Source organism: Streptomyces sp. A012304 (genome assembly GCF_026008495.1).
Lineage (GTDB): Bacteria > Actinomycetota > Actinomycetes > Streptomycetales > Streptomycetaceae > Streptomyces.
In genome coordinates this window covers 65,883-89,480 of the sequence record NZ_BQUN01000092.1, presented here as the reverse complement: position 1 = coordinate 89,480, position 23,598 = coordinate 65,883, and the positions used below count along the sequence as shown (strand labels likewise).

Sequence of the window (23,598 nt, the reverse complement as noted above, 5' to 3'; positions counted from 1 at the left end):
CCGCACCCGGGAACCCCGGACCGATCACCGTCGGTCCGGGGTTCTCGCCGTGTACAGGCCGGTCACGGCGAAGCGCTGGAAGAGCGCGAAGACGCAGACGACCGGGACGCAGACCAGGGTGGCGGTGGCCATCAGGGCTCCCCAGGCGGTGCCGTGCTGGCCGACGAAGGCGTTGAGCAGGACGGTGACGGGCTGGACGCCGGGGTCGGCGCCGAGGGTGAGGCCGAAGACGAACTCGCCCCAGCCGATCAGGAAGGACAGCCCGGCCACCGCGGCCACCCCGGGCAGCATCACCGGCAGGATCACCCGCAGCAGCACGCCCACCGGTCCGCAGCCGTCGACCAGGGCCGCCTCCTCCAGCTCCCTCGGGATGGTCCGCAGCACCGGGCGCAGCACGATCACCGCGAACGGCAGCGTGAGGGTGGTGTCGGCGGCGATCAGCCCCAGATGGGTGTCGTCGAGATTGGCCCGGCGTTCGAGGATGAACAGCGGCGCCGCCAGCACGATGCTGGGCGGCAGCTGCGCGACCAGCAGCGCGAGGACCATGGTGCCGGAGCCGCGCATCCGGATCCGGGCGAGCGCGTAGGCGAGGGGCACGCCCAGCAGCAGGGTGAGCGCCACCACTCCGCAGGAGATGACCAGGCTGTTCAGCAGGGCGCGCGGCAGGGCGTCGTCGGCGAGCGCGGTCGTGTAGTTCTCGGTGGTGACCGGGGCGGGGATCCAGCGGGCGTCCTCGACCAGCGTGCGGTCGGCGTCGGTGAGGCTGGTGTTGACCATCCAGTAGACCGGCAGCAGGAACGCGCCGGTGACCAGCGCGGCGAACGCGGTGAGCGGCCAGCCCCTCGGGCTCCTCACGCCGCTTCCCCCTCCCGCCGCAGCCGCAGCACGTACAGCACACCGACCAGCAGCGGTACGAGCAGCAGCAGCAGGCCGGCGGCGGCGCCCTCGCCGAAGCGGAAGAACCGGAAGAACACCTCGTACACGTAGAGCGACAGGACGCTGGTGGCGTCGACCGGCCCGCCGCCCGTCATCACGAAGATCACGTCGAAGACCTTGAAGGTGTAGACGAGGCCCAGCAGCAGCACCGTCACCGAGATTGGCCGCATCAACGGCAGGGTGATCCAGCGGAACCGTTGCCAGGCGCCCGCGCCGTCGAGCGCGGCGGCCTCGTGCAGCTGCGGGTCGATGGTGTGCAGGCCCACCAGGAGCAGCAGCATGTTGAAGGGCACGCCCACCCAGACGTTGGCGAAGACCACCCCACCGAGGGCCGTGCTCGGGTCGGTGAGCCAGTCGTTGGTGAGGGTGCCCAGGCCCATCCCGCGCAGCAGGGCGTTGTAGACGCCGATCTCGTCCAGCATCCAGCGGAAGAGGGTGCCGCTGACCACCGGGGGCAGCAGCCAGGCCAGCAGCACCAGCGAGCGCAGCAGCCCGTTCAGCGGGAACGGGCGGACGAACAGCAGGGCCAGGGCGAAGCCGATGACGAACTGGAAGAGCAGCGAGCCCAGCGTGAACACCGCCGTGAGGCGTACGGCGTGCCAGAAGTCGGGGTCGGAGACGGTGGCCCGGTAGTTGGCGAGGCCGTTGAAGGGCGCGCCGTCACCGAGGAGCTGGCGCAGACCCACGTCATGGACGGACGTCCACACCGTGTAGAGCAGGGGATAGGCCAGGAAGAGACCGAGGAAGACCAGGCCGGGCAGGGAGAAGAGACAGCCGGCCCGTCGGCGGCGGGCGGAGAGGGTGAGGTCGGAGCGAGGTCGGGTGGCAAGGCGTGGCCTCACCTGCCCTCCAGCGCCTTGTCGATCTTCGCGGCGGCGGATCGCGCCGCGGCCGAGGGGGCGGCCGTACCGGTGAGGACCGCCTGCTCGGCCTCCGCGATGGCCGTCGAGGCGTCGGCGTAGCGCGGGCCGTACTGGCGCGGGCGGGCCAGCGGCAGCTGGCTGAGGAACAGCCGCAGGGCCGGGTCGGACGCCCAGGTGCCGGCGCTCGCCAGGTCCTTGCGGGCGGGCAGGTTGCCGAGCGCCACCAGGTACGGCACCAGCACCGACGGCCGCTGGGCGTACTCCAGGACCTCCCATGCCTTGTCCTGGTTCTGGCTGCTCTCCATCACCACCCAGTTCTCCCCGCCCAGGCAGGTCGCGGCCTCCTTGTCCCGGGGCAGCGCGACGACGCCGTACTCCACGTTCGACGGGCGGATGGTGGGCAGCTGCCACGGGCCGTTGATCTGCATGGCGGCCCGCTGGGTGAGGAAACGCGTGTTGACGTCCTGCTGGGTCCAGCCCACGCACTGCTCGGACAGCGAGCCCTTGGCGACGAGGTCGTCGAGGAAGGACAGCGCGGTCGCGCCGTGGGTGGCGAAGGTGTTCAGGTCGCCTCCGGCCTGCCACAGGAACGGCAGGAACTGGAACACGCCCTCCTCGGTGCGGATCGCGCTCAGCGCCAGGCCGAACCGGTTGCCGCTGGTCAGCCGCTGCGCCGCGGCGGCCAGTTCGTCCCAGGTGGTGGGCGGCCGCACGCCTTCGGCGTCGAGCAGGCCGGCGTTGTAGTAGAGCGCGAGGCAGTTGCTGTTGTTGGGCAGGCCGAGGGTCCTGCCGTCGACCTGGCAGCCGGCCCATGGTCCCTCGTAGTACTTGTCCGCCTGTCCCCACTCCTCGACCCGCTCGGTGAGATCGGCCAGCAGTCCGCTGCCGCCGAGGGAGTTCATGGAGACGTTGTCGACGATCGCGATGTCCGGCAGGTCGCCGGAGACCGCGCCCAGGGTGAGCTGCCGCTCCAGGTCCGCGAAGGGGAAGGTGCGCCGCTCGATCCGCACGTCGACGTTGGACTCGATGTCGCTGATCAGGCGTGCGAAGGCGGGCTGGAAGTTGTCCAGGGTGAAGTAGTCCCACCAGGTGAGGGTGACGGTGCCGCTCTGCTGGTTCGAGCCGCAGGAGGCCAGGGCCGGTCCGAGACCGAGGGCGGCCGCCCCCGCGCCCGCCACGCGCAGGAAGCCACGGCGGTCGACGGCGTAGGACATGGTCTGCTCCCAGGGGTGGCGCACGGGGACGGGACGGTGGGCTCGGAGATCCGAGTGCGGACAGTGCCTCGGCAAGGACAGTCCCTCAGAAATCAGAGTCCGGAAAGTCAGGTATATCCGGGAATTCGGTCTCTGGCTCGGAACCCGGCACCGGTCGGCAGGGTCCGGTGCTCTCCCGCAGCGAGATCAGCGGCTTCAGCAGGACGTGCCTCGGGGAGGAGCCGGGCGAGGTCAGGCGGCGCATCATCAGGTCGACGGCCGTCCGGCTCATCTCCTTCGCGGGGATCTCCGCCGCGGTCAGCTGCGGATTCACCTGTTCCGCCCAGCGGCCGGCCGCGACGCCGACGACGGAGAAGTCGCGGGGCACACTGCGGCCGTGCCGCGTCAGCCCCCGGTACAGGCCCTCCAGCGCCGCCTCGTTCATGGTGACGAGGGAGGTGGTCGCCGGGTCGTCCAGCAGGATCCGCTCCAGGACCGTCTCGCCCGCGGCGACGTCGTCCCCGCAGAGGTAGGCGCGCGGGGTGAGCACCTGCTCCGCCATGGCCTTGGTGTAACCCTCCAGGCCCAGGCGCGCGAAGCCGTAACCGCTGTCGAACAGCTGCTCCGACCGGTTGACGAAGGCGATCCTGCGGTGTCCGAGGTCGGCCAGGTGGTACACACAGCCGCGCGCCAGGGCCGCGAAGTCCAGATCGACCCAGCTGGTCTCCTCGGCCCGGCTGTTGCGCCCGATCGTGACGAAGGGGAAGCGGCGCCGGACGAGGTACTCCACCCGGTCGTCCTCCAGCCGGATCTCCATCACGATCACCCCGTCGACCCGCCCGTCGTCGACCATCCGCCGGAAGGAGGCGTCCGCCGCCCGGTTGGCGGGGGAGAGCAGCAGGTCGTGGTCGTAGCCGGCGGCGGACTCGGCCACCCCGCCGATGAAGGCGAGCTGCATGCCGGTGTAGTCGCCGCCCGCGCCGGCCGGCGGATAGACCAGGCCGAGGGTGTGCGTGCCCGTGGGAGCGGGGGCGGCGTCGCCCGTCGGCGGCCCGTCCGTCTCCCCGCGAGCGCGAGGCTCGTTCTCCGGCTCCGGGGTCTGTCGTGGGGTCGTCATCGTCAGCCGGTCGGTAGGGGTTGCTCGGCCCAGATGGTCTTGCCGGTGGAGGTCTGACGGGTGCCCCAGCCCTGGGTGAGCTGGGCGACCATGTGCAGACCGCGGCCTCCTTCGTCGTAGGTGCGGGCGCGGCGCAGGTGGGGGGCGGTGCTGCTGGCGTCGGACACCTCGCAGATCAGGGTCCGGTCGCGGATCAGCCGCAGGCCGATGGGCACCTCGCCGTAGCGGATGGCGTTGGTGACCAGCTCGCTCACCACCAGCTCGGTGACGAACGCCGCCTCCTGGAGCCCCCACACGGCCAGCTGGCGGGAGGCCTGGGCGCGGGCGTCGGCGACGATCGCCGGGTCGGCGGGCAGCGACCAGGCGGCGACCTGGTCGGTGTGCAGCGCGCGGGTACGGGCCAGCAGGAGGGCCACGTCGTCGTCGGGGGTGTCGGGCAGCAGCGCCTTCAGGACGGCCTCGCAGGTCACGTCCAGGGAGGGGACGGGCGTGGCGAGGGCGCGGCACAGCCGGTCCAGGCCCAGTCCGATGTCGTGGTCGCGGGCCTCGACCAGGCCGTCGGTGTAGAAGGCGAGCAGGCTGCCCTCCGGCAGCTCCACCTCGGTGGCCTCGAAGGGCAGGCCGCCGACGCCGAGCAGCGGCCCCGGGGAGAGCCGCACCACGGTGACCCTGCCGTCGGGGTACAGCACGGCCGGCGGCGGGTGGCCCGCGCTGGCGATGGTGCACACCCGGGAGACCGGGTCGTAGACGGCGTACAGGCAGGTCGCGCCGATCTCCCCGGCGGACGGCATCCCGCCGGGGACGCTCTCGTCGTCGTAGGTCAGATGGGTGACCAGGTCGTCCAGGTGGGTGAGCAGCTCGTCCGGCGGCAGGTCGACGTCGGCGAGGGTGCGCACCGCCGTCCGCAGCCGCCCCATGGTGGCGGATGCGTGCAGGCCGTGTCCGACGACGTCTCCGACGACCAGCGCGACCCGAGTCCCGGACAGGGGCACCACGTCGAACCAGTCACCGCCCACACCGGCCCCCGAACCGGCCGGCAGATAGCGGTAGGCGACCTCGACGGCCACCTGCCGGGGCAGCCCGTGCGGCAGCAGGCTGTGCTGGAGGGTGAGGGCGTTGGTGTGCTCCCGGGTGTAGCGGCGGGCGTTGTCGACGCCGACGGCCGCCCGGCCCGACAGCTCCTCGGCCAGGATCAGGTCGTCCTGCTCGAAGCGGCCCGAGGAGCTGCCGCGGGCGAACACCGCCACGCCGAGCGTGACCCCGCGGGCCCGCAGCGGAACCGCCATGATCGAGTGGAAGCCGTAGGTGCGTACCGTCGCGCTTCTGGCCTCGTGGCCGGAGATCCACCGCACGAAGTCCGGGTCGTCCTCCCCGCTGAGCACCGGCCGCCCGGTGGACAGACAGCGCGCGGGCGGCGAGAACCCGGGGTAGGTGTCGACGGCGCCGAGCGCGACGGCCGCCTCCGGCACCCCGGGCGCGGCGGACTGGTGCGCGACCCGCCGCAGCACCACGTCCGTGCCGACCGGGCCCGCGGCCGGTTCCTCCCCGCGGGTCACGGAGTCCAGCAAATCCACGCTGACGAAGTCGGCGAGCCCCGGCACCGCCAGATCGGCCAGCTCCTGGGCGGTGCGCTCCACGTTCAGGGTGGTGCCGATCCGGGCGCCCGCCTCGTTCAGCAGGGCCAGCCGCCGGCGGGCCCAGTGCTGCTCGCTGCTGTCGAACGCGGCCGTGCCGACGCCGCACACCCGGTCCGTGCCGGGATCCCGCACGGGCCACATCTCGATGATCCAGGCCTGCTCCCGGGAGGGGGAGGGCCCCGGCGCCCAGTACTCGTACCGCATCGGCACGGCCTGCTCGGCGACCAGCCGGACGTGCCGCAGGAACTCGCCCTCGCCGTCCAGCACGTCCGGATACGGTGATCCGTCCCCGTCGCCGGCGGCGGGGTTCGGCCACCAGCGGCCGGTCTCGGTGGTGAAGGTGGACATCGCGACGGAGGACTGCGCGTAGGCCCACTCCACCATCCTCAAGTCGTGCCCCGGGGTGGCGGTCACCACGAACCCCAGCGTCTCGTCGTCGCCGTCCAGCACGGGGGAGGAGCGCAGGACCAGCTCGACGCGGTGACCGTCCCGGTGGCGCAGGGCCGTCGCCCCGCTCCACTCCTGTGAACCCACCGGGACGAACCCGGCCGCGCGCGGGACGCCCGTGGCGTCGAGCAGCGCCACCGCCGCGCGCCCCACCACCTCCGAGGCCCGGTACCCCAGCAGCCGCCGAGCGCCCTCGCTCCATCCCGTGACGATGCCGCGCGGACTGACGGTGGCCGTGGCGGCATCGCCCGGATGCGCCGAGTGACGGGGTTCTTCTGCGGAAACCGGCCTGCTGGTGTCCATTCCTGGTCGAATCCCTGCCTGTTTCACACGGGCGGGTCATGACGCGGCGGGTCATGACGCCCTCCACTGTCCTCAGCGTGCGCGCTGCACGGGGAACGGACAAGTCGGGCCAGTACCGCACATACAGTGTGGCCGGATCACCGACTGGTGGGCGCCCCGCAGGCCGTCACTTGGCGTCGGCGTAGCACTCCACCACCGCCGTGGTGAACGGGAACCGCACCGGCGTCTGCCCGAACGTCAGCCGCCCGGCCAGGTCGGACGCCTCCCGGATCGCGGCGACGACCGTCTCCGCCTCCTCCTTCGGGCAGTGCACGATCACCTCGTCGTGCTGGAAGAACACCAGCTCGGCCGCCAGGTCCGCGCAGGCCCGGCGCAGCGCGGCGAGCAGCAGCAGCGTCCAGTCGGCGGCGCTGCCCTGGACGACGAAGTTGCGGGTGAAGCGGCCCCGCGCGCGGGCGTCGGAGGAGGCGTATCCGGCCACCCACTGCGGGGTGTCGGCCGCTTCCTCGTCCCCCGTGGGAATGCCCGCCTCCTCCGCCGGGTCCTCCGTCGCCCGGACCGCGGGCGGGCAGGTGCGCCCCAGCCAGGTCCGCACGAGCCGCCCCTCCTCGCCGGCCCGCGCCGCCTCGTCGACGTACGCCACCGCGCGCGGGAAGCGGCGGCGCAGCGCGGCGAGGTTCTTCAGCCCGTCGCCGGAGGTCTGGCCGTAGACCGCGCCGAGCACCGCGAGCTTGGCCTGGTCGCGGTCGCCGGAGAAGGCCCGGTCGGAGACGGACTGGTACAGGTCGCTCTCGCGGCCCGCCACCTCCATCAGCCCCGGGTCGCGGGAGATCGCCGCCAGCACGCGCGGTTCCATCTGGTCGGCGTCGGCGACGACCAGCCGCCAGCCCGGATCGGCGACCACGGCCCGCCGGATCACCTTGGGGATCTGCAACGCGCCCCCGCCGTTGGTCACCCAGCGCCCGGTGACCGTCCCGCCCGCGAGGAACTCCGGCCGGAACCGCCCCTCGCGCACCCAGTCCTGGAGCCAGGACCAGCCGTGCGCCACCCAGACGCGGTACAGCTTCTTGTACTCGATCAGCGGTTTCACCGCCGGATGGTCCAGCGACTCGATCTCCCAGCGCCGCGTGGACCTGATCCGGATCCCGGCCTGCGCGAAGGCCTTGATCACGTCCGCGGGCAGGTCCGGCCGCACCCGCCGCCCGAACGCCGCCGACACCTCGTCCGCCAGCTCGGCCAGCCGCCGGGGCTCACCGCCGCCCGCGTACCGCTCGCCCAGCAGGTCGTGCAGCACCTGGCGGTGCACCTCGGCGCTCCACGGCAGCCCGGCCCGGTTCATCTCGGCGGCCACCAGCATCCCCGCCGACTCCGCCGCCGTCAGCAGCCGCATCCGCTCCGGGTGCTCCGCCCGGTCGTGCCGCCGCTGCTGCTCGGCGTAGACGGCGAGGAGGTCCGCCAGCGGCAGCCCGGCGTCCTCCGGTTCGAACAGTGAGGACTGGGCGCCGGGCGCGGCGGAGCGCTGCGGCGGGTCCGGCGGCACGGGGCCGCCGCGCAGCCGGGCCAGGGCGGCGGCGGCCGACCGGGGCTCGCCGTACCTCCCCTCGTGACCCAGGAGGAGGGTCTCGGCGTCCTCGACGTCGTAGCACCGATCCACTCGCACCCCCGCGGCGAGCAGACGCGGATACACCTCGGCCGTCGAACGCCAGACCCACCGGCCGACCCGGGGCCGCGCCCGCACCGCCGCCACCAGGTCCGGCTCCCGCACCACCGGCCCGGCGGGCAGCCCGTCGGGACCGAGGGCGGCGAGCTCCACGCCACCACCCTCGACCGGAGCGAGCGCCCATCGTTCGGCCATGCCGCGAGTGTGGCAGGGGGGTCTGACAACGGGCCCCACCCGCGAGCCCCACGGCGCCGCCGGCGCCGGAGCACGCCCCGCCGCCCGAGCCGCTCAGTCCTCCCGCTGCTCCTCCCCCTGCTCCTCCCGAGCCTTCAGCATCTCCGCCAGCGCCGTCTGCACGTACAGCTCGACCCGTGTCTTGTCGACGCCGAGCCCGCTGAGCACCCCTTCGCCGTGCTCGAACTCCAGCAGGGCCAGGAGGATGTGCTCGGTGCCGATGTAGTTGTGGCCGAGGCGCAGGGCCTCGCGGAAGGTGAGTTCCAGGACCTTCTTGGCGTCCGAGCCGTAGGGGATGAGCTCGGGCACCTCCTCGGCGGCGGGCGGCAGCGCGGCCGTCGCGGCCTCGCGGACCGCCTCCGGGGTGACGCCCTGTTCGGCGAGGGCCTTCGCCGCGATGCCCTCCGGCTCGGCGAGCAGGCCGAGGACCAGGTGGACGGGCAGTCCCTCGGAGTTGCCGGCCGTCTTCGATTCGGCGTGGGCGGCCATGACGACGTTCCGCGCGCGCGGGGTGTACCGGCTGAAGCCCTGGCTCGGGTCGAGGTCGGCCGACTCCTTCGGCACGAACCTCTTCTGCGCCGCCTGCCGGGTCACGCCCATGCTGCGGCCGATGTCCGTCCAGGAGGCGCCGGAACGGCGGGCCTGGTCCACGAAGTGGCCGATGAGGTGGTCGGCCACGTCACCGAGGTGCTCGGCGGCGATGACCGCGTCCTGGAGCTGGTCGAGGGGCTCGGGGTGCACCTTCTTGATCGCGTCGATGAGGTCGTCGAGGCGGACGGACGCACTGGGTTCGGATCGCATCGTCATGTGTCAACCGTAGGTTGACAGCCCCCAGGGTGTCAACCCGAGGTTGTCACCTCGAAGGGGTTGGGGGAGCTGCGGCGCGCGCGTGACACCATCACCGGATGAGCAGGACGCCCACCACCGTCGACCGCGCCTTCGAGGCCGCCCTCTACGCCACCGGCGACACCGCCCTCGACACGGGCGCCTCCCTCCTCGCCGCCGATCCCGCCGCGGACGCCGACCTCGCGCGGCGCGGGCAGGAGTTCGTGGCGACGCTCTGGCGGCGCGGCTGGCAGCCCGCGGACGTCGTCCGGATGGTGCGGCGCGAGCTGGACGACGTCCATGTGGGCCTCGCCGCCGCGCTGATCCGCGCCCAGGCGCCGCACGACCGGGCGCGGGGCCGCCGCTGGGCGGCCCAGCTGGAGGAACTGGCCGCCACGGCCGCCGACCCCGCGGTCGCCGCGGCCCGCACCGACCGCTTCTCGTACGCCACGACGGTGCTGGAGCTGTACCGGCTGCTGCTGCGCCTGCCCGCCCTGGAGCCCCTCCAGGAAGCCGCCGCCCACCGCAGGACGGCCGCCGGGGCCCACTCCCGCATGCTCACCCGCATCCGCGCCCTGCTCGCCAAGGCGGAGGCGACGGGGTTCCCGGAGGAGGCGGAGGCGCTCACCGCGAAGGCGCAGGAGCTGATGGCCCGGCACAGCGTCGACGAGGCGCTGCTCGACGCGCAGGCGCCGACCCCGGACACGCCCGGCGCCTGCCGGATCGGCGTGGAGCCGCCGTACGAGCAGGCCAAGGCGGTGCTGCTGGACGCGGTCGCCGCAGCGAACCACTGCCGGGCGGTGTGGAACGAACCATTCTGCTTCTCCACGGTCGTCGGTTTCGAAGCCGACCTGGAGGCGGTGGAGCTGCTCTACACCTCGCTCCTCGTGCAGGCCCAGTCCGCGATGACGAAGGCGGAGGCCGCGCAGCGCGCCGGCGGCCGCAAGCGGACCAAGACCTTCCGGCAGTCCTTTCTGGCCGCCTACGCCCACCGTGTGGGCACCCGCCTCACGGCCGCCGCCGAGACCCAGGTGACCGACGACCTGCTGCCGGTCCTCGCCTCCCGCGAGGTCGCGGTCACGGCGGCGACGGACCGGATGTTCCCCGAGACGGTCACCACCCGCCTGCGCGGCGTCACCGACGAGGCGGGCTGGACCGAGGGCGCCGAGGCCGCGGACCGCGCCCGCCTGGACTCCCGGCCCCGACTGCCCCGGCCCGGCTAGACCGAGGCGGGAGATACGTACGGCGCGGGATCAGTCGCCGGCCTGCTGGAAGCCGCTGACCGAGGCGTCCGGCGCGTCCTCGCCCTTCAGCGCCACCGCGCCGTAGGACCAGGGGAAGCTCTCGTCGGCCGAGGCGCCCGGCAGGCCGTACTTCACCGTCGTCACGGCGAGGCCCTTGTCGCCGCCGTCCTCGCCGCGCACATAGGTGATCGTGAAGGAGGTGGTGCCCTGCTCGGCGAGGGTCACCTTCGGTGCCTCGGCGGCTTCGTCCCGCGGTACGGCGACGGTGGTGTCTCCGGCCTGGAACTCCACCGTCGGGAAGCCGTCGAGGGTGCACTGCGCGCCCTTGTTGGTGAGCGTGACGGTGACGTTGCCGGTGTCCCCGGCGGCCGGGGCGGCGTTGACCGGGCCGACCTCCACGCCCAGGTCGCAGGCCGAGGCGGAGGCCTTGCCGTCGCTGTTCTTGCCCTTCGAGGAGCCCTTGGAGGAGCCCTTGGAGGAGCCGCCGGAGGAACTGCTGTCCCCACCGCCGCAGGCGGTCAGGAGCAGGGCGGCGGCGAGAGCGGTGACGGTGATCGGAACGGCGCGCATGAATGGTCCCTTGGACGACGTGACGGTGCTCGAAGGATCATCACGCACCAGCACCCCGAACCGTTGCGCGCCCCTGCCCCATTCGGCGTTGGGTTACGACCCCAGCCCGGCCGTGGGCAGCCCCGACGGCCACTGTCCGCCCTCCGCCTTGGTGAACGTCTCCTGCCCGACCCCGCCCTCCCAGGTGACCTTCAGGGAGTTCGCGTCGACGGAGTCGACCATGCCGGTCGTGCGCTCGTTCTTTCCGCGCGTGCACTTGAGGTGGATCATCCGCATGCCCTCCTCCTCACCGGCGGTCCCGCTGCACACGGTCCCGCCGGTCGCGAAGAGGGCGGCCTGCTCGCCGGTGACGACCAGCGCGACGGCCTTGCCGTCCGTCGTGCCCAGCCAGCTGCCCTCCAGCTCACCGGAGGCGGACGCGGACGCGGAACCGGACGGGGAAGCGGAGGCGGAGCCGGACGGGCTCCCGCCGTCCGCGTCGGACGTGGCCCCGCTCGGCGTCGCCGGGGCGCCGTCGTCGGACCCTCCGTCGTCACTGCACCCGCTCAGGACGAGAGCGCCCGCGACCGCACCGGCCACGACCGCACCCCGCACGCCCCGCGAGACCGCCGAGGACCGCGAGAAGAACACCGAAGTCACTGCAAGCTCCCTAGCGTCACTCGAACGACCCTGCGGACCGCAGCAAGCTACCAGCCCCCGAGCCGACCCGACCCGCCTCGGCTTCGGACGCGGCTCCGCCGTACGCGCGGGCCCCCACCCGGCACCAAGAGCCGGCCCGCCTCGCCTTGGGATGCGCCTCCACCACCCACGGGCTCCGGGCACCAGGAGTCGGCCCTCCTCGGCACCGTGCGCGGCGGCCCGGGTCGGCCCCGGGGCCGGCCCGGGCCGGCCCCGGGCCGGCCCCTGGGGCTCGCCCCTACCAAGACCCCTTCCGCACCCCCGGCAGATACCCCGCGTGCGCCTGTTCCCGCAGGCTCACCCGGGACAGTCCGAACGCCCGGAAGTATCCGCGCGGCCGCCCGTCCACCTGGTCGCGGTTGCGCACGCGTGTCGCGCTCGCGTCACGCGGCTGCCGGCGCAGCTCCCGCTGGGCGGCGAGCCGTTCCGCCTCCGTGGTGGACGGGCGGCGGATGATCTCCTTCAGTTCGGCCCGCCGCGCCGCGTACCGCGCGACGATCTCCTGCCGCTTCTCGTTCTTCGCGATCTTGCTCTTCTTCGCCATCAGACCCGCACCCCCCGCGCCCGGATCCGGGCCACGGCCGCCTCGACGCCGATCGCGTCCACGGTCTTGATCCCCTTCGCGCTCAGCCGCAGCCGGACGTACCGGCCCTCGCTCGGCAGCCAGTAGCGCTTGGACTGGATGTTGGGGTCGAAGCGGCGGGACGTGCGCCGGTGGGAGTGGGAGATGCGGTTGCCGAAGCCCGGCTGGGCTCCGGTCAGCATGCAGTGCGCGGACACGGGTGACGTACCTCTCCTCGATCGCTGCTGTTAATGGAATTCATTTTCAGTAAGATAGCAGCATGGCTCGCAACGAACTGCGCCCGGTCATCAAGCTCCGCTCCACCGCGGGCACCGGCTACACGTACGTCACCCGCAAGAACCGCCGCAACGACCCGGATCGCATGACCCTGCGCAAGTACGACCCCGTCGTCGGCCGGCACGTCGACTTCCGAGAGGAGCGCTGAGGAACCGCCATGCGCAAGGGAATCCACCCGGCCTACGGTCCCGTCGTCTTCCGTGACCGCGCCGCGAACTACGCCTTCCTCACCCGCTCGACGATGACGAGCGAGAAGACGATCGAGTGGGAGGACGGCAACACCTACCCGGTCGTCGACGTCGAGATCTCGAACGTCAGCCACCCCTTCTACACCGGCACCGCCCGCGTCCTGGACACGGCCGGCCGCGTCGAGCGCTTCGAGCGCCGGTACGGGAAGCAGGGCTGACCCGGTGGCCGACCTCCCCGTCGTCATCGTCGCGGGCCTGCACGCCGACGCCCGCAGGGCGACCGTCGCCCGGCTGCTCGCCGACGTCCCCGGCAGCGTCGTCCTCCACCACGACCTGTCGACGGCCGCCGAGGGCACGGTCGTGCGCACGGTCCGCGACGCCCACGGCGTCCGCGACACCGGCGAGGCCCCGCTCGTCAACGACTGCGCCTGCTGCGCCCTGCGCGAGGACCTCGTGCCCGAGCTGCTCCGCCTCGCCGACGACGGCACGACCCGGCTCGCGGTCGTCGAGCTGTGGGACTCCGTCGAGCCCAAGGCGATGGCGGAGGTGGTCGTCGCCGGCGGCCTCACCGTCACCGGTGTCGTCACCGCCGTCGACCCCGCGCTGCTGCTGCCCTGCCTCGGCAACGGCGACGACCTCGCCGAGGCGGGCCTCGCCGCGGCCGCCACCGACCAGCGCACCGTCGCCGACACCTTCGCGCGCCAGCTGGAGTACGCCCCGGTCCTCGCCGTCGTCGACTCCCCGGAGGCCGACGACGAGGACCGCGAGCTGCTGGCCCAGCTGCATCCGACGGCCCGTCGGGTCCCCGTCCCGGGCGGCCACCCGTGGGACCCGGCGGGCACCTCCTTCCCGCCCGCCCGTACCCCACTCGCGGCCGCCGTCCTCGCCGGCTTCGACGTGGAGGCGGCCGCCGCCGCCCAGCACCCGGCCTGCGCCCTGCTGCCCGCCGAGGCCGACGCGCACGGCGTCAGCACCCTCGTCTGGCACCGCCGCCGCCCCTTCCACCCGGAGCGGCTGTACGCGGCGCTGGAGGACCTGACCTGCGCCGCCGCCCGCAGCCGGGGCCGCTTCTGGCTCGCCGACAAGGCGGACACGCTGCTGCACTGGGACGCGGCCGGCGGAGCCCTGTGCGTGGAGTCGGCCGGCCCCTGGCTCGCCTCCCTGCCGGACGCGGCCTGGGAGATGGTCCCGCCCGTGCGCCGCGCCGCCGCCGCCCTCGACTGGCACCCCGAGCACGGCGACCGCTGCCAGCACCTGGTCTTCACCTCCCCCGGCCTCGACCGGGACGGCCTGGAACGGCTGCTGGAGTCCTGCCTGCTCACCGACGCCGAGTACGCCGCCGGCCACGACGCCTGGAAGCGGCTGCCCCCCGCCTTCGACACCCTCCTGGAGGTCTGAGCCCATGCCCCGCAAGACCGAGCGCAAGCCCGCCAAGAACCGCCCCAACCCCCTCGACCAGGCCGGGATCGTCTACATCGACTACAAGGACACCGACCTGCTGCGGAAGTTCATCTCCGATCGCGGCAAGATCCGCAGCCGCCGGGTCACCCGGGTCTCCGCCCAGCAGCAGCGGCAGCTGGCCCGCGCGATCAAGAACGCCCGGGAGATGGCGCTGCTGCCGTACAGCAGCCGCTGATCGCCGTACCGCGACCGGCGGACCGCCGTTCGCGGGAGGCGCGCCACGGCGGCCGTCCGCTCCGCGCGGCGCGCCGCTCCGGACGGCCCCCGTCGAACGCCGTACGGCCGGCTGCCGCGCACGGCCCGGCCGACCCTCGCCCCTGTGGACGACCCCCGCGTCGTCCACAGGGGCGATCGCGTTGTGCCGCCCCGGCCGGCGAGGGGCCGGCGTGGGCGGGCCCGGCCTGTTCACGGCGGGAACGGGGGCACGGGGCCGGGGCCGCCGGCGGCGGAACGGTGGCGGCCCGGGCCGGGCGGAGGGCCGTCCGCCGCGCCGAGCGGACCGTGGGCGTCCGATCGGGGGGACGGATTCCGGTCGACCTCGTCGGCGACGGTCGCGTCCCGTAGTCCGAACCGTGTCCGAGTGGACGGAACACGAAGCCGTCCCGACGCGTCTCTTTCTGTGCACAAGTCGCGCGAAGGTCCGGTGAAAACCGCCCGGACCCGGTCGAGCGGGGGTCGAAGCTGTAACCACGCCAGCACCCCGCGTGCACGTGCATCTGCCCATGCAGCTGCACGTGAACAGGGCTATGATCCGGGACAGTTGACAACGGCATCAATAGCCACACCAGCCAGTGCACCACCAGGGAGCGACCTGTGGACCACGACGTTGACGGGGGGTACGACGTGTACAACGGCATGACGGCCACGCAGCTGCACGGGGTTGCCTGGCAGAAGAGCCGCTACAGCAACTCGCAGGGGAATTGCGTCGAGTTCGCACGGCTGCCCGGTGGGGATGTCGCCGTGCGCAACTCACGCTTCCCGGACGGTCCGGCGCTCGTGTACACGCGGGCCGAGATCGAGGCCATGCTGCTGGGCGTCAAGGACGGCGAGTTCGACCACCTGATCGCGAGCTGACCTCCGGCTTCTCCGGGGCGGCACGCCGGAGAAATGGGTGCACAAGGGGTCGCAATGCGCGTAGAGCCGCGGCGCCGAAAGGCGCCGCGGTTCGTCATTCGGCCGCCGTGCGCAGCCGGAACAGCGCCCAGACGACCTTGCCGCCCAGGCTGCCGGCGAGCGGGTGCCAGCCCCAGCCGTCGGCGAAGGAGTCGACGAGGAGCAGGCCGCGGCCCGACTCCGCGGAGAAGTCGTCCGCCTCGCGCGGCAGCGGGCAGTCCCGGCTGGGGTCGCGCACCGCGCACACCAGCCGCTCGGCCCACCGCATCAGGTGCAGCCGCACGGGGGGATGCTGTTCACCGGCCGCGTGCGGGCCGACGTCCGTCGGCAGTCCGTGCCGCAGTGCGTTGGTCACCAGTTCCGAGACGACCAGACAGATGTCGTCGAAGCGGTCGCCGACGTCCCACTGGTCCAGGGTTCTGCGGGTGAACTGCCGTGCCTCGCGCACCGCTTCGAAGCGGGCGGGCAGTGCGCAGGACGCGGCGTTGGACGCGGCCGCGGGATCAAGCGGCGGAGGGCCCTGCCGTAACGGCTCGAGCATGGTCGATCCATTCGTCCCCATGCGAGGCACTCCCGGGATTCGCGGTCGTTGCGATGCAGCGGTGGCGCGGGACCATGGTTTCCGATGCGCAGAGCAGATGCAAGGGCAGATGCACGTGCACGTGACCGAATTGGACCCGCCCGTACCGCTTCTTGGCCATTTTTTCCGCCATCTTCTCGCCGTTCAGAGGCAGTTCCCTTGCTTTCTCCTCACTCTTCCCCCGCGCCGATCCGCGCGTATCCTTTGGCTTCTTTCCGTCTGTGTAATCGGACGAGTACTGCTCGAAGTGTTTTAGTGGCAGACTGCGGGCCCTGAGGACGGTTGGGGAGGCTGGCGAACGTGAGCGCGGGAGAGCCCGGATCGGTGGTGCGACGCATGCTGCTCGGCTCGCAACTACGGCGACTGCGTGAGGCGCGCGGCATCACGCGCGAAGCGGCGGGGTACTCGATCCGCGCCTCGGAGTCGAAGATCAGCCGCATGGAGCTGGGCCGGGTGAGCTTCAAGACACGGGACGTCGAAGACCTGCTGACGCTCTACGGCGTCACGGACGAGTCCGAGCGCCAGGCACTGGTCTCCCTGGCCCGGGAGGCAAACGTGGCGGGCTGGTGGCACAGTTACTCGGACGTGCTGCCCAACTGGTTCCCCACCTACGTCGGGTTGGAGGGCGCGGCCTCACTGATCCGGGCGTACGAGGTGCAGTTCGTGCACGGGCTGCTCCAGACGGAGGCGTACGCGCACGCCGTGGTGGAGCGCGGCATGAGGGGCGCGAGCGCGGAGGACATCGACCGGCGCGTGGCGCTGCGCCTGGAGCGGCAGAAGTGCCTCGTCGCCGAGAACGCCCCCGAGGTCCACATCGTCCTCGACGAGGCGGCGCTGCGCCGGCCGTACGGCGACCGCGTGGTCATGCGCGGGCAGCTCCAGCACCTGATCGACATCTCCGAACGTCCCAACGTACGGCTTCAGGTCGTGCCGTTCGGCCTCGGCGGGCACTCCGGGGAGTCCGGCGCCTTCACCATCCTGAGCTTCCCGGAGTCCGACCTGTCGGACGTCGTCTATCTGGAGCAGCTCACCAGCGCCCTCTATCTGGACAAACGCGAGGACGTCGCCCAGTACGAGCAGGCCCTGAAGGAGCTCCAGCAGGACAGCCCCGGGCCGGACGAGAGCCGGGACCTGCTGCGCGGGCTCCTCCAGCTCTCGTAGGGTTTTCCCCAAGGCCGTCAGTACGTACCCCAACTCCCATGCGTCACACGTACGATGACGTGTGATCAGAGCGTGACGTCGATCGGGTTCCGCGCCGAACGCCCGCTTCAGGGGATTGAGGGATCACATGCCGTCCTACTTCACCGACCTGGCCCAGCAGTACATCGACGGCGAGTGGCGTCCGGGGACAGGTTCCTGGGACGTCATCGACTTCAACCCCTACAACGGCGAGAAGCTCGCCTCGATCACCATCGCCACGGTCGACGAGATCGATCAGGCATACCGCGCCGCCGCCCGCGCCCAGAAGGAGTGGGCCGCCACCAACGCCTACGCCCGTCGCGCGGTACTCGAGCGGGTGCTGCGGCTGGTCGAGGAGCGCGAGCGGGAGATCAGCGAGGTCCTGGTCGACGAGCTGGGCGGGACCTTGGGCAAGGCGGCCTTCGAGCTCGGCATAGCCAAGGAGTTCCTGCGTGAGGCGATACGCCTGACGCTGAGCCCCGAGGGCCAGATCCTCCCCTCGCCGATCGACGGCAAGGAGAACCGTGTCTACCGGGTCCCGGTGGGTGTCGTCGGCGTCATCAGCCCCTTCAACGTGCCCTTCCTGCTGGCCCTGAAGTCGGTCGCCCCGGCCCTGGCGCTGGGCAACGGCGTGGTGCTCAAGCCGCACCAGGACACCCCGATCGCCGGCGGCACCCTGATCGCCAAGCTCTTCGAGGACGCGGGCCTGCCCCGCGGCGTGCTGAACGTCGTCGTCACCGACATCGCGGAGATCAACGACGCCTTCCTGGAGCACCCCGTCCCGCGGGTCATCTCCTTCACCGGCTCCGACCAGGTCGGCCGCCACGTCGCCACCGTCTGTGCCGCGCACTTCAAGCGCTCCGTCCTGGAACTGGGCGGCAACAGCGCGCTCGTCGTCCTCGACGACGCCGACCTCGACCACGCCGTCGACGCGGCCGTCTTCAGCCGTTTCGTCCACCAGGGCCAGGTCTGCATGGCCGCCAACCGCGTGCTGGTCGACCGGTCGGTCGCGGAGGAGTTCACCGAGAAGTTCGTCGCCAAGGTGCGCACGCTGAAGGCCGGCGACCCGCGCGACCCGCGGACCGTCATCGGCCCGCTGATCAACTCCTCGCAGGCGGAGGCCGTCTCAAGCATCGTCACGCGGGCCCTGGCCGAGGGCGCGACCGCCCTGGTGCTCGGCGAGACCCGGGAGAACCTCGTCGAGCCGTCCGTCCTGACCGGCGTACCCGCCGACTCCCCGCTGCTGCGGCAGGAGGTCTTCGGCCCGGTCGTCTTCCTCTCCACCTTCGACGACGAGGAGGAGGCCGTCCGCCTCGTCAACGACACCCCGTACGGTCTGAGCGGCGCGGTCCACACCGCCGACGTCGAGCGGGGCGTCGCCTTCGCCCGGCGGATCGACACCGGGATGTTCCACGTCAACGACGCCACCGTGCACGACGAGCCGATCGTCCCCTTCGGCGGCGAGAAGAACTCCGGGCTCGGCCGCCTGAACGGCGAGAGCACCCTGGAGGCCTTCACCACCACGAAGTGGATCTCGGTCCAGCACGGCCGCGGCGGCTTCCCGTTCTGACCGGGCGGGCCGCGACGCCGGGGTGAGGCCGCGCGGACCGGTCGCCGGCTCCGCGGCACGGTGCCTTCCGGCCCGCGACCGGCGGCAAGATCCACACGACACCGCCTAGGCTGGACGGCATGTCAGCGATCCGTCTCCTCGTGCTCGGCGCCGTCCGTCAGCACGGGCGGGCCCATGGCTACCAGGTGCGCAACGACCTGGAGTACTGGGGTGCCCACGAGTGGTCCACCGCCAAGCCGGGCTCGATCTATCACGCCCTGAAGCAGATGGCCAAGCAGGGACTGCTGCACGCGCACGAGGTCGCACCGTCCACCGCCGGCGGCCCGCCCCGCACCGAGTACGAGATCACCGAGCGCGGCACCGAGGAGTACCTCCGGCTGCTGCGCGAGGCGCTGACCTCCTACGACCAGAAGATGGACATGAAGTCGGCGGCGATCGGCTTCATGGTGGACCTGCCGCGCGCCGAGGCGGTGGCGCTGCTGAAGGAGCGGATCCGCCGCATCGAGGAGTGGCGCGGGGCCGTGACCGAGCACTATGTGCCCGAGCAGGGCCCGGAGCAGCTCGGGCACATCGGCGAGATCATGAACCTCTGGATCCACACCGCCGACGCCGAGGCCGCGTGGACCCATGGGCTGATCGGCCGGATTGAGGGCGGCTCCTACACCTTCGCCGGCGAGGGCGAACCGTTCGTCGGGATCCTCGCGGACGACGAGGAGAACCCCTACGCGACGGATGAACCACATCCGCAGGACGCCCACTAATCAAGTTTGACGAGTCGAGTTACGGGGATTACCTTGGAGCGTGTAGTCAAGTTTGACTAATAGAGGAGTCGGGGGAGCGACATGGCAGACGCGGCGATCACCGTCGAGAACGTACGCAAGAGGTACGGCGACACCCAGGCCCTGGACGGGCTGGACCTGGAGGTCACCCGGGGCACCGTGCACGCGGTGCTCGGGCCGAACGGCGCCGGCAAGACCACCCTGGTCAGGATCCTGTCCACGCTGCTGCGCCCGGACGGCGGCCGCGTCGAGGTGGCCGGGCACGACGTGGTGCGCCAGGCCCGTGAGGTCCGCCTGCGCATCGGCCTGCTCGGCCAGCACGCGGCGCTCGACGAGGGGCTGGGCGGCCGCCAGAACCTGGAGATGTTCGGCCGCCTCCACCACCTGGGCGCCCGCCACGCGCGCGTGCGCGCCGACGAACTCCTGGAGCGCTTCGACCTCACCGACACCGGCCGCAAGCCCGTGCGCTCCTACAGCGGCGGCATGCGGCGCCGGCTCGACCTGGCCGCCTCCCTGATCACCGACCCGCAGGTGCTCTTCCTGGACGAGCCCACGACCGGCCTCGACCCGCGCGGACGCGCCGAGGTGTGGTCCGCCGTCCGCTCACTGGTCGGCGGCGGCACGACGGTCGTGCTGACCACCCAGTACCTGGAGGAGGCCGACCAGCTCGCCCACCGCATCTCGGTCGTCGACCGGGGCCGGGTGATCGCCGAGGGGACGGCGGACGAACTGAAGGCGCTCACCGGCGGCGACCGCATCGACGTCGTGCTGCGCGACGAGCGCCACCTGGGCGCCGCCCTCGCGCTGCTGCCCGTGGCCAAGGACGACATCAGGGTCGACCGCGACCGCCGTCTGCTCAGCGCCCCCGTCACCGACCGCATGGCCGCGCTCTCCGCCGTGGTGCGCGCCCTGGAGGAGGCCGGCGTCGAGGCCGAGGACGTGGCCCTGCGCCGCCCCACGCTGGACGAGGTGTTCCTGCACCTGACCGGGCAGGACGACCGTACGAAGGAGGCCGTGTGAGCACCTACGCGCTGACCGATTCCTGGACCATGACCCGGCGCGAACTCGCCCACTGGGCGCGGCAGCCCGGCCGGCTGGTCGTCGGGCTGGTCTTCCCGGTGATGCTGCTGCTGATGTTCGGCTACCTGGTCGGCGGCGGGCGCGGGGTGAGCGGCGATTACCTCGCGTACCTGGTCCCCGGAATGCTCGCGCTCACCATGGCCTTCGGCCTGGAGGGCACGATGCTCGCCGTCACCCAGGACCTCGACAAGGGGGTCGTCGACCGCTTCCGGTCGCTGCCGATGGCCGACGGGGCGGTCCTGGTGGGCCGCTCGGTGGCCGACATGCTCCAGTCGGTGCTGGGCCTGGCCGTGCTGATCGGTGTGAGCTGCGCGCTCGGCTGGCGCGCCCACGGCGGCGCGGGCGCCTTCCTGGGCGCCGTCGGCCTGCTGCTGCTGTTCCGCTTCGCGATGCTCTGGATCGGCATCCATCTGGCGCTGGTCGCCGGCAAGCCGGAGATGATCCAGGCCGTCCAGATCCTGGTCTGGCCGGTCGGCTTCCTCTCCAACGCCTTCGCCGCACCCGGCTCCATGCCGCAATGGCTCGCCACGGTCGTCGAGTGGAACCCGATGTCCCATACGGCGACGGCGGTGCGCGACCTGTTCGGCGCCCCCGGAGGGGAACCGGGGCACGTGTGGCCGGCGGTCCTGTGGCCGCTGGCACTGCTGGCGGTCTTCTTCCCGCTGGCGGTACGCCGGTTCGGGCGACTGAGCCGTTAGCGGTGGAAGGCGGTGGCCGCCCCCACCGGAGTCGTCGTCAGTGCCCGTCGCCCAGAGCCTCAGCGGCTCTCGGTATTCAGGGCATTCCGGCCCGGAAGGTCAGTCACGAGCGCGTCCGGGGGTGGAACAGGCTTGCACCTCACGTGACGTGAGGACCCACTGTGGAGCGCGTACCGATAAGAAGGAGCGGACGAAGTGAGCTACTCCGTCGGACAGGTCGCCGGCTTCGCCGGAGTCACGGTGCGCACCCTGCACCACTACGACGACATCGGCCTGCTCGTCCCGAGCGAGCGCAGCCCCGCGGGCCACCGGCGCTACAGCGACGCCGACCTCGACCGGCTGCAGCAGATCCTGTTCTACCGGGAGCTCGGCTTCCCGCTCGACGAGGTCGCCGCCCTGCTCGACGACCCGGACGCGGACCCGCGCGAGCACCTGCGCCGCCAGCACCAGCTGCTGACCGCCCGGATCGAGAAGCTGCAGAAGATGGCCGCGGCCGTGGAACACGCCATGGAGGCACGCACGATGGGCATCGATCTCACCCCCGAGGAACGCTTCGAGGTCTTCGGCGACAAGGACCCCGAACAGTACGCCGAGGAGGCCGAGCGGCGCTGGGGCGGCACCGAGGCCTACGCCGAGTCACAGCGCCGGGCCGCGAGCTACACCAAGGAGGACTGGACACGCATGCAGGCCGAGGTGGCCGACTGGAGCGAGCGCTACAGCGCCCTGATGGCCGCCGGCGAGCCCTCGACCGGCGAGGCGGCCATGGACATGGCCGAGGAGCACCGGCAGCACATCTGCGGCTGGTTCTACGAGTGCTCCTACGAGCTGCACCAGGGCCTGGGCGAGATGTACGTCGCCGACGAGCGCTTCAAGGCGTTCTACGACGCCATGCGTCCGGGCCTCGCCGAGCACCTCAAGGAGGCGATCGTCGCCAACGCCGCCCGCCGTACCGGCTGACCTCCCGACCCGGGAGCCTCACTCCCGGGTCAGGACCACGGCCGTGCCGTACGCGCACACCTCGGTGCCCACGTCCGCGGCCTCCGTCACGTCGAAGCGGAACATCAGCACGCCGTTGGCGCCACGCGCGCGTGCCTGCTCGATGAGGCGTTCCATGGCCTGGTTGCGGGTCTCGACGAGCGTCTTGGTGAGCCCTTTCAGCTCACCGCCGATCATCGACTTCAGGCCCGCGCCGATCTGGCTGCCGATGTGCCGCGAGCGCACCGTCAGCCCGAAGACCTCGCCGATGACCTGCTGCACCCGGTATCCGGGTACGTCGTTCGTGGTGACGACCAGTACGTCCGGCTGGGGGCCCTGCCCGCCGCCGTAGTCCTCGATGCCCATGCTCACAGGTTTGCCCAAGGACGGGCACAGTGCATCCTGGGAACGCCCATGGAACCTGGGCGGGGCCGTCAGCGTTGATACGTTTGGGCAGCCAGACCCAGCCCGTTGGGCGGCCACCCCCCAGCCCGTCACCCCACAGCAGGAGCCACATCCCGTGACCACGCTTGCGCTAGGCCCCGAGTGGCTCAGCCCGGACTACCTGATCGAGACCTTCAGCCTCCCCGGCATCCTGCTGATCGTCTTCGCCGAGTCCGGTCTCTTCGCCTTCCTCCCCGGCGACTCCCTGCTGTTCACGGCGGGCCTCTTCGTGGCCGAGGGCCAGTACATCAGCCAGCCCCTGTGGCTGGTCTGCACGCTGATCGTGATCGCCGCCGTCATCGGGGACCAAGTGGGCTACATGATCGGCAAGTTCCTCGGCCCCCGGCTCTTCAACCGGCCCAACTCCAAGCTCTTCAAGCAGGAGAACCTGGAGAAGGCCCACGAGTTCATGGAGAAGTACGGGCCCAAGGCGATCGTCCTCGCCCGCTTCGTGCCGATCGTCCGGACGTTCGCGCCCATCGTGGCGGGCGCCGGCAGCATGAAGTACCGCACGTTCCTGGCGTACAACGTCATCGGCGGCATCGCCTGGGGCACCGGCGTCACGGTCGCGGGTTACTGGCTCGGCCAGATCGAGTTCATCAAGACGAACGTCGAGGCGATCCTCATCCTCATCGTCTTCGTCTCCGTCGTCCCGATCATCGTCGAGTTCCTGCGCGAGCGTGGGAAGAAGAAGCGCGCGGCGGCCGAGCAGCCCGCGGCGGCCGCCGAGCCCCAGCCCCAGCTGATGGACGACGCCACCACCCAGCTCCGCCGCATCGACCAGCACGAGCCCTACGGCGGCCACGGCCAGGACGAGTACCGGAACGGCTACCAGCACGAGTCCTACGGCCAGCAGTACCCCCAGCAGCAGTACCCGCCGCAGCAGCCGCAGCAGCAGTACCCCCAGGGCTGGCAGGAACCCCAGCACCAGAACGGCCAGTACCCCTACAACCAGGGCTACTAGG

26 protein-coding genes are annotated in these 23,598 nt (G+C 72.0%); 13 read left to right on the top strand and 13 right to left on the bottom strand.

Annotated elements, in window-relative coordinates:
- Positions 1–24: 24 nt before the first annotated feature.
- From ALMP_RS19670 to ALMP_RS19640, 7 genes are all read right to left on the bottom strand, one after another.
- Positions 25–855, bottom strand: a complete 831-nt coding sequence (locus ALMP_RS19670; protein WP_264930055.1) for a carbohydrate ABC transporter permease — start codon at positions 853–855, stop codon at positions 25–27.
- Positions 852–1,778 carry a carbohydrate ABC transporter permease gene (locus tag ALMP_RS19665; protein WP_264930053.1) on the bottom strand — a complete coding sequence of 309 codons (927 nt, stop codon included), beginning with the start codon at positions 1,776–1,778 and terminating at the stop codon, positions 852–854. The genes ALMP_RS19670 and ALMP_RS19665 overlap by 4 nt, the downstream gene beginning before the upstream one ends.
- The gene (locus ALMP_RS19660; RefSeq protein ID WP_264930052.1) at positions 1,775–3,013 is read right to left on the bottom strand and encodes a sugar ABC transporter substrate-binding protein; all 1,239 of its coding nucleotides are present in this window, start codon (positions 3,011–3,013) and stop codon (positions 1,775–1,777) included. The genes ALMP_RS19665 and ALMP_RS19660 overlap by 4 nt, the downstream gene beginning before the upstream one ends.
- An 85-nt stretch (positions 3,014–3,098) precedes the next feature.
- Positions 3,099–4,109 (bottom strand): substrate-binding domain-containing protein, encoded by a 1,011-nt coding sequence (locus ALMP_RS19655; protein WP_264930050.1) that lies wholly within the window; start codon positions 4,107–4,109, stop codon positions 3,099–3,101.
- A gap of 2 nt (positions 4,110–4,111) precedes the next feature.
- Positions 4,112–6,496: a SpoIIE family protein phosphatase gene (locus tag ALMP_RS19650; RefSeq protein WP_264930048.1), complete on the bottom strand. Its 2,385-nt coding sequence runs from the start codon at positions 6,494–6,496 to the stop codon at positions 4,112–4,114.
- A gap of 166 nt (positions 6,497–6,662) precedes the next feature.
- Positions 6,663–8,351, bottom strand: a complete 1,689-nt coding sequence (locus ALMP_RS19645; RefSeq protein WP_264930046.1) for a bifunctional 3'-5' exonuclease/DNA polymerase — start codon at positions 8,349–8,351, stop codon at positions 6,663–6,665.
- 93 nt (positions 8,352–8,444) lie between these two features.
- Positions 8,445–9,197 (bottom strand): Clp protease N-terminal domain-containing protein, encoded by a 753-nt coding sequence (locus tag ALMP_RS19640; RefSeq protein WP_264930044.1) that lies wholly within the window; start codon positions 9,195–9,197, stop codon positions 8,445–8,447.
- A gap of 98 nt (positions 9,198–9,295) precedes the next feature.
- Here ALMP_RS19640 and ALMP_RS19635 point away from each other — a divergent pair, with 98 nt between their 5' ends.
- Positions 9,296–10,438: a DUF2786 domain-containing protein gene (locus ALMP_RS19635; RefSeq protein ID WP_264930042.1), complete on the top strand. Its 1,143-nt coding sequence runs from the start codon at positions 9,296–9,298 to the stop codon at positions 10,436–10,438.
- Positions 10,439–10,468: 30 nt separating this feature from the next.
- Here ALMP_RS19635 and ALMP_RS19630 read toward each other — a convergent pair whose 3' ends face one another.
- The 4 genes from ALMP_RS19630 to rpmB form a co-directional block, all read right to left on the bottom strand.
- Positions 10,469–11,029, bottom strand: coding sequence for a DUF4232 domain-containing protein (locus ALMP_RS19630; RefSeq protein WP_264930040.1), 561 nt, complete (start codon positions 11,027–11,029; stop codon positions 10,469–10,471).
- A 93-nt stretch (positions 11,030–11,122) separates the two neighbouring features.
- Positions 11,123–11,668 (bottom strand): hypothetical protein, encoded by a 546-nt coding sequence (locus ALMP_RS19625; RefSeq protein ID WP_264930038.1) that lies wholly within the window; start codon positions 11,666–11,668, stop codon positions 11,123–11,125.
- Between the two features lie 277 nt (positions 11,669–11,945).
- Positions 11,946–12,251: a 30S ribosomal protein S14 gene (gene rpsN, locus ALMP_RS19620; protein ID WP_264930035.1), complete on the bottom strand. Its 306-nt coding sequence runs from the start codon at positions 12,249–12,251 to the stop codon at positions 11,946–11,948.
- Positions 12,251–12,487, bottom strand: a complete 237-nt coding sequence (gene rpmB, locus ALMP_RS19615; RefSeq protein WP_264930032.1) for a 50S ribosomal protein L28 — start codon at positions 12,485–12,487, stop codon at positions 12,251–12,253. Before rpmB ends, rpsN begins: the two co-directional genes overlap by 1 nt.
- Positions 12,488–12,549: 62 nt before the next feature.
- On the opposite strand from rpmB, the gene rpmG reads away from it, so the two are divergent.
- From rpmG to ALMP_RS19590, 5 genes are all read left to right on the top strand, one after another.
- Positions 12,550–12,714, top strand: coding sequence for a 50S ribosomal protein L33 (rpmG, locus tag ALMP_RS19610; protein ID WP_003999141.1), 165 nt, complete (start codon positions 12,550–12,552; stop codon positions 12,712–12,714).
- A 9-nt stretch (positions 12,715–12,723) separates the two neighbouring features.
- Positions 12,724–12,972 carry a type B 50S ribosomal protein L31 gene (locus ALMP_RS19605; RefSeq protein WP_264930026.1) on the top strand — a complete coding sequence of 83 codons (249 nt, stop codon included), beginning with the start codon at positions 12,724–12,726 and terminating at the stop codon, positions 12,970–12,972.
- Between the two features lie 4 nt (positions 12,973–12,976).
- Entirely contained in the window at positions 12,977–14,152 is a 1,176-nt protein-coding gene (locus ALMP_RS19600) for a GTP-binding protein (RefSeq protein WP_264930024.1), read from the top strand.
- A 4-nt stretch (positions 14,153–14,156) separates the two neighbouring features.
- Positions 14,157–14,390: a 30S ribosomal protein S18 gene (gene rpsR / locus ALMP_RS19595; RefSeq protein WP_264930023.1), complete on the top strand. Its 234-nt coding sequence runs from the start codon at positions 14,157–14,159 to the stop codon at positions 14,388–14,390.
- A 638-nt stretch (positions 14,391–15,028) separates the two neighbouring features.
- Positions 15,029–15,289: a DUF397 domain-containing protein gene (locus ALMP_RS19590; RefSeq protein WP_264930021.1), complete on the top strand. Its 261-nt coding sequence runs from the start codon at positions 15,029–15,031 to the stop codon at positions 15,287–15,289.
- Between the two features lie 94 nt (positions 15,290–15,383).
- Here the strand turns inward: ALMP_RS19590 and ALMP_RS19585 are convergent, their stop codons facing one another.
- The gene (locus ALMP_RS19585; protein ID WP_264930019.1) at positions 15,384–15,869 is read right to left on the bottom strand and encodes an ATP-binding protein; all 486 of its coding nucleotides are present in this window, start codon (positions 15,867–15,869) and stop codon (positions 15,384–15,386) included.
- 375 nt (positions 15,870–16,244) lie between these two features.
- On the opposite strand from ALMP_RS19585, the gene ALMP_RS19580 reads away from it, so the two are divergent.
- The 6 genes from ALMP_RS19580 (at position 16,245) to ALMP_RS19555 (ending at position 22,171) form a co-directional block, all read left to right on the top strand.
- Positions 16,245–17,069: a helix-turn-helix transcriptional regulator gene (locus ALMP_RS19580; protein ID WP_264930170.1), complete on the top strand. Its 825-nt coding sequence runs from the start codon at positions 16,245–16,247 to the stop codon at positions 17,067–17,069.
- Positions 17,070–17,196: 127 nt separating this feature from the next.
- Positions 17,197–18,657 carry an aldehyde dehydrogenase family protein gene (locus ALMP_RS19575; protein WP_264930017.1) on the top strand — a complete coding sequence of 487 codons (1,461 nt, stop codon included), beginning with the start codon at positions 17,197–17,199 and terminating at the stop codon, positions 18,655–18,657.
- Between the two features lie 119 nt (positions 18,658–18,776).
- Positions 18,777–19,418 (top strand): PadR family transcriptional regulator, encoded by a 642-nt coding sequence (locus tag ALMP_RS19570; protein ID WP_264930015.1) that lies wholly within the window; start codon positions 18,777–18,779, stop codon positions 19,416–19,418.
- Positions 19,419–19,499: 81 nt separating this feature from the next.
- Positions 19,500–20,456, top strand: a complete 957-nt coding sequence (locus tag ALMP_RS19565) for an ATP-binding cassette domain-containing protein (RefSeq protein ID WP_264930013.1) — start codon at positions 19,500–19,502, stop codon at positions 20,454–20,456.
- Complete coding sequence (locus ALMP_RS19560; protein ID WP_264930011.1) at positions 20,453–21,214, top strand: ABC transporter permease; 762 nt, start codon at positions 20,453–20,455, stop codon at positions 21,212–21,214. The genes ALMP_RS19565 and ALMP_RS19560 overlap by 4 nt, the downstream gene beginning before the upstream one ends.
- Before the next feature lie 195 nt (positions 21,215–21,409).
- Positions 21,410–22,171 carry a MerR family transcriptional regulator gene (locus tag ALMP_RS19555; protein ID WP_264930009.1) on the top strand — a complete coding sequence of 254 codons (762 nt, stop codon included), beginning with the start codon at positions 21,410–21,412 and terminating at the stop codon, positions 22,169–22,171.
- An 18-nt stretch (positions 22,172–22,189) separates the two neighbouring features.
- On the opposite strand, the gene ALMP_RS19550 is transcribed toward ALMP_RS19555, so the two are convergent.
- Positions 22,190–22,555 (bottom strand): YbjQ family protein, encoded by a 366-nt coding sequence (locus ALMP_RS19550; RefSeq protein WP_264930007.1) that lies wholly within the window; start codon positions 22,553–22,555, stop codon positions 22,190–22,192.
- 154 nt (positions 22,556–22,709) lie between these two features.
- Between ALMP_RS19550 and ALMP_RS19545 the strand changes: the two genes are divergently transcribed.
- Positions 22,710–23,597 carry a DedA family protein gene (locus ALMP_RS19545; protein ID WP_264930005.1) on the top strand — a complete coding sequence of 296 codons (888 nt, stop codon included), beginning with the start codon at positions 22,710–22,712 and terminating at the stop codon, positions 23,595–23,597.
- Position 23,598: the final 1 nt, after the last annotated feature.

What these genes read in the sequence shown, in the direction of transcription:
- ALMP_RS19660 (WP_264930052.1), bottom strand. Translation starts at nt 3,013, where the DNA reads ATGTCCTACGCCGTCGACCGCCGTGGCTTCCTGCGCGTGGCGGGCGCG.
- ALMP_RS19655 (WP_264930050.1), bottom strand. Translation starts at nt 4,109, where the DNA reads ATGACGACCCCACGACAGACCCCGGAGCCGGAGAACGAGCCTCGCGCT.
- ALMP_RS19650 (WP_264930048.1), bottom strand. Translation starts at nt 6,496, where the DNA reads ATGGACACCAGCAGGCCGGTTTCCGCAGAAGAACCCCGTCACTCGGCG.
- ALMP_RS19645 (WP_264930046.1), bottom strand. Translation starts at nt 8,351, where the DNA reads ATGGCCGAACGATGGGCGCTCGCTCCGGTCGAGGGTGGTGGCGTGGAG.
- ALMP_RS19640 (WP_264930044.1), bottom strand. Translation starts at nt 9,197, where the DNA reads ATGACGATGCGATCCGAACCCAGTGCGTCCGTCCGCCTCGACGACCTC.
- ALMP_RS19635 (WP_264930042.1), top strand. Translation starts at nt 9,296, where the DNA reads ATGAGCAGGACGCCCACCACCGTCGACCGCGCCTTCGAGGCCGCCCTC.
- ALMP_RS19630 (WP_264930040.1), bottom strand. Translation starts at nt 11,029, where the DNA reads ATGCGCGCCGTTCCGATCACCGTCACCGCTCTCGCCGCCGCCCTGCTC.
- rpsN (WP_264930035.1), bottom strand. Translation starts at nt 12,251, where the DNA reads ATGGCGAAGAAGAGCAAGATCGCGAAGAACGAGAAGCGGCAGGAGATC.
- rpmG (WP_003999141.1), top strand. Translation starts at nt 12,550, where the DNA reads ATGGCTCGCAACGAACTGCGCCCGGTCATCAAGCTCCGCTCCACCGCG.
- ALMP_RS19605 (WP_264930026.1), top strand. Translation starts at nt 12,724, where the DNA reads ATGCGCAAGGGAATCCACCCGGCCTACGGTCCCGTCGTCTTCCGTGAC.
- rpsR (WP_264930023.1), top strand. Translation starts at nt 14,157, where the DNA reads ATGCCCCGCAAGACCGAGCGCAAGCCCGCCAAGAACCGCCCCAACCCC.
- ALMP_RS19585 (WP_264930019.1), bottom strand. Translation starts at nt 15,869, where the DNA reads ATGCTCGAGCCGTTACGGCAGGGCCCTCCGCCGCTTGATCCCGCGGCC.
- ALMP_RS19580 (WP_264930170.1), top strand. Translation starts at nt 16,245, where the DNA reads ATGCTGCTCGGCTCGCAACTACGGCGACTGCGTGAGGCGCGCGGCATC.
- ALMP_RS19575 (WP_264930017.1), top strand. Translation starts at nt 17,197, where the DNA reads ATGCCGTCCTACTTCACCGACCTGGCCCAGCAGTACATCGACGGCGAG.
- ALMP_RS19570 (WP_264930015.1), top strand. Translation starts at nt 18,777, where the DNA reads ATGTCAGCGATCCGTCTCCTCGTGCTCGGCGCCGTCCGTCAGCACGGG.
- ALMP_RS19565 (WP_264930013.1), top strand. Translation starts at nt 19,500, where the DNA reads ATGGCAGACGCGGCGATCACCGTCGAGAACGTACGCAAGAGGTACGGC.
- ALMP_RS19550 (WP_264930007.1), bottom strand. Translation starts at nt 22,555, where the DNA reads ATGGGCATCGAGGACTACGGCGGCGGGCAGGGCCCCCAGCCGGACGTA.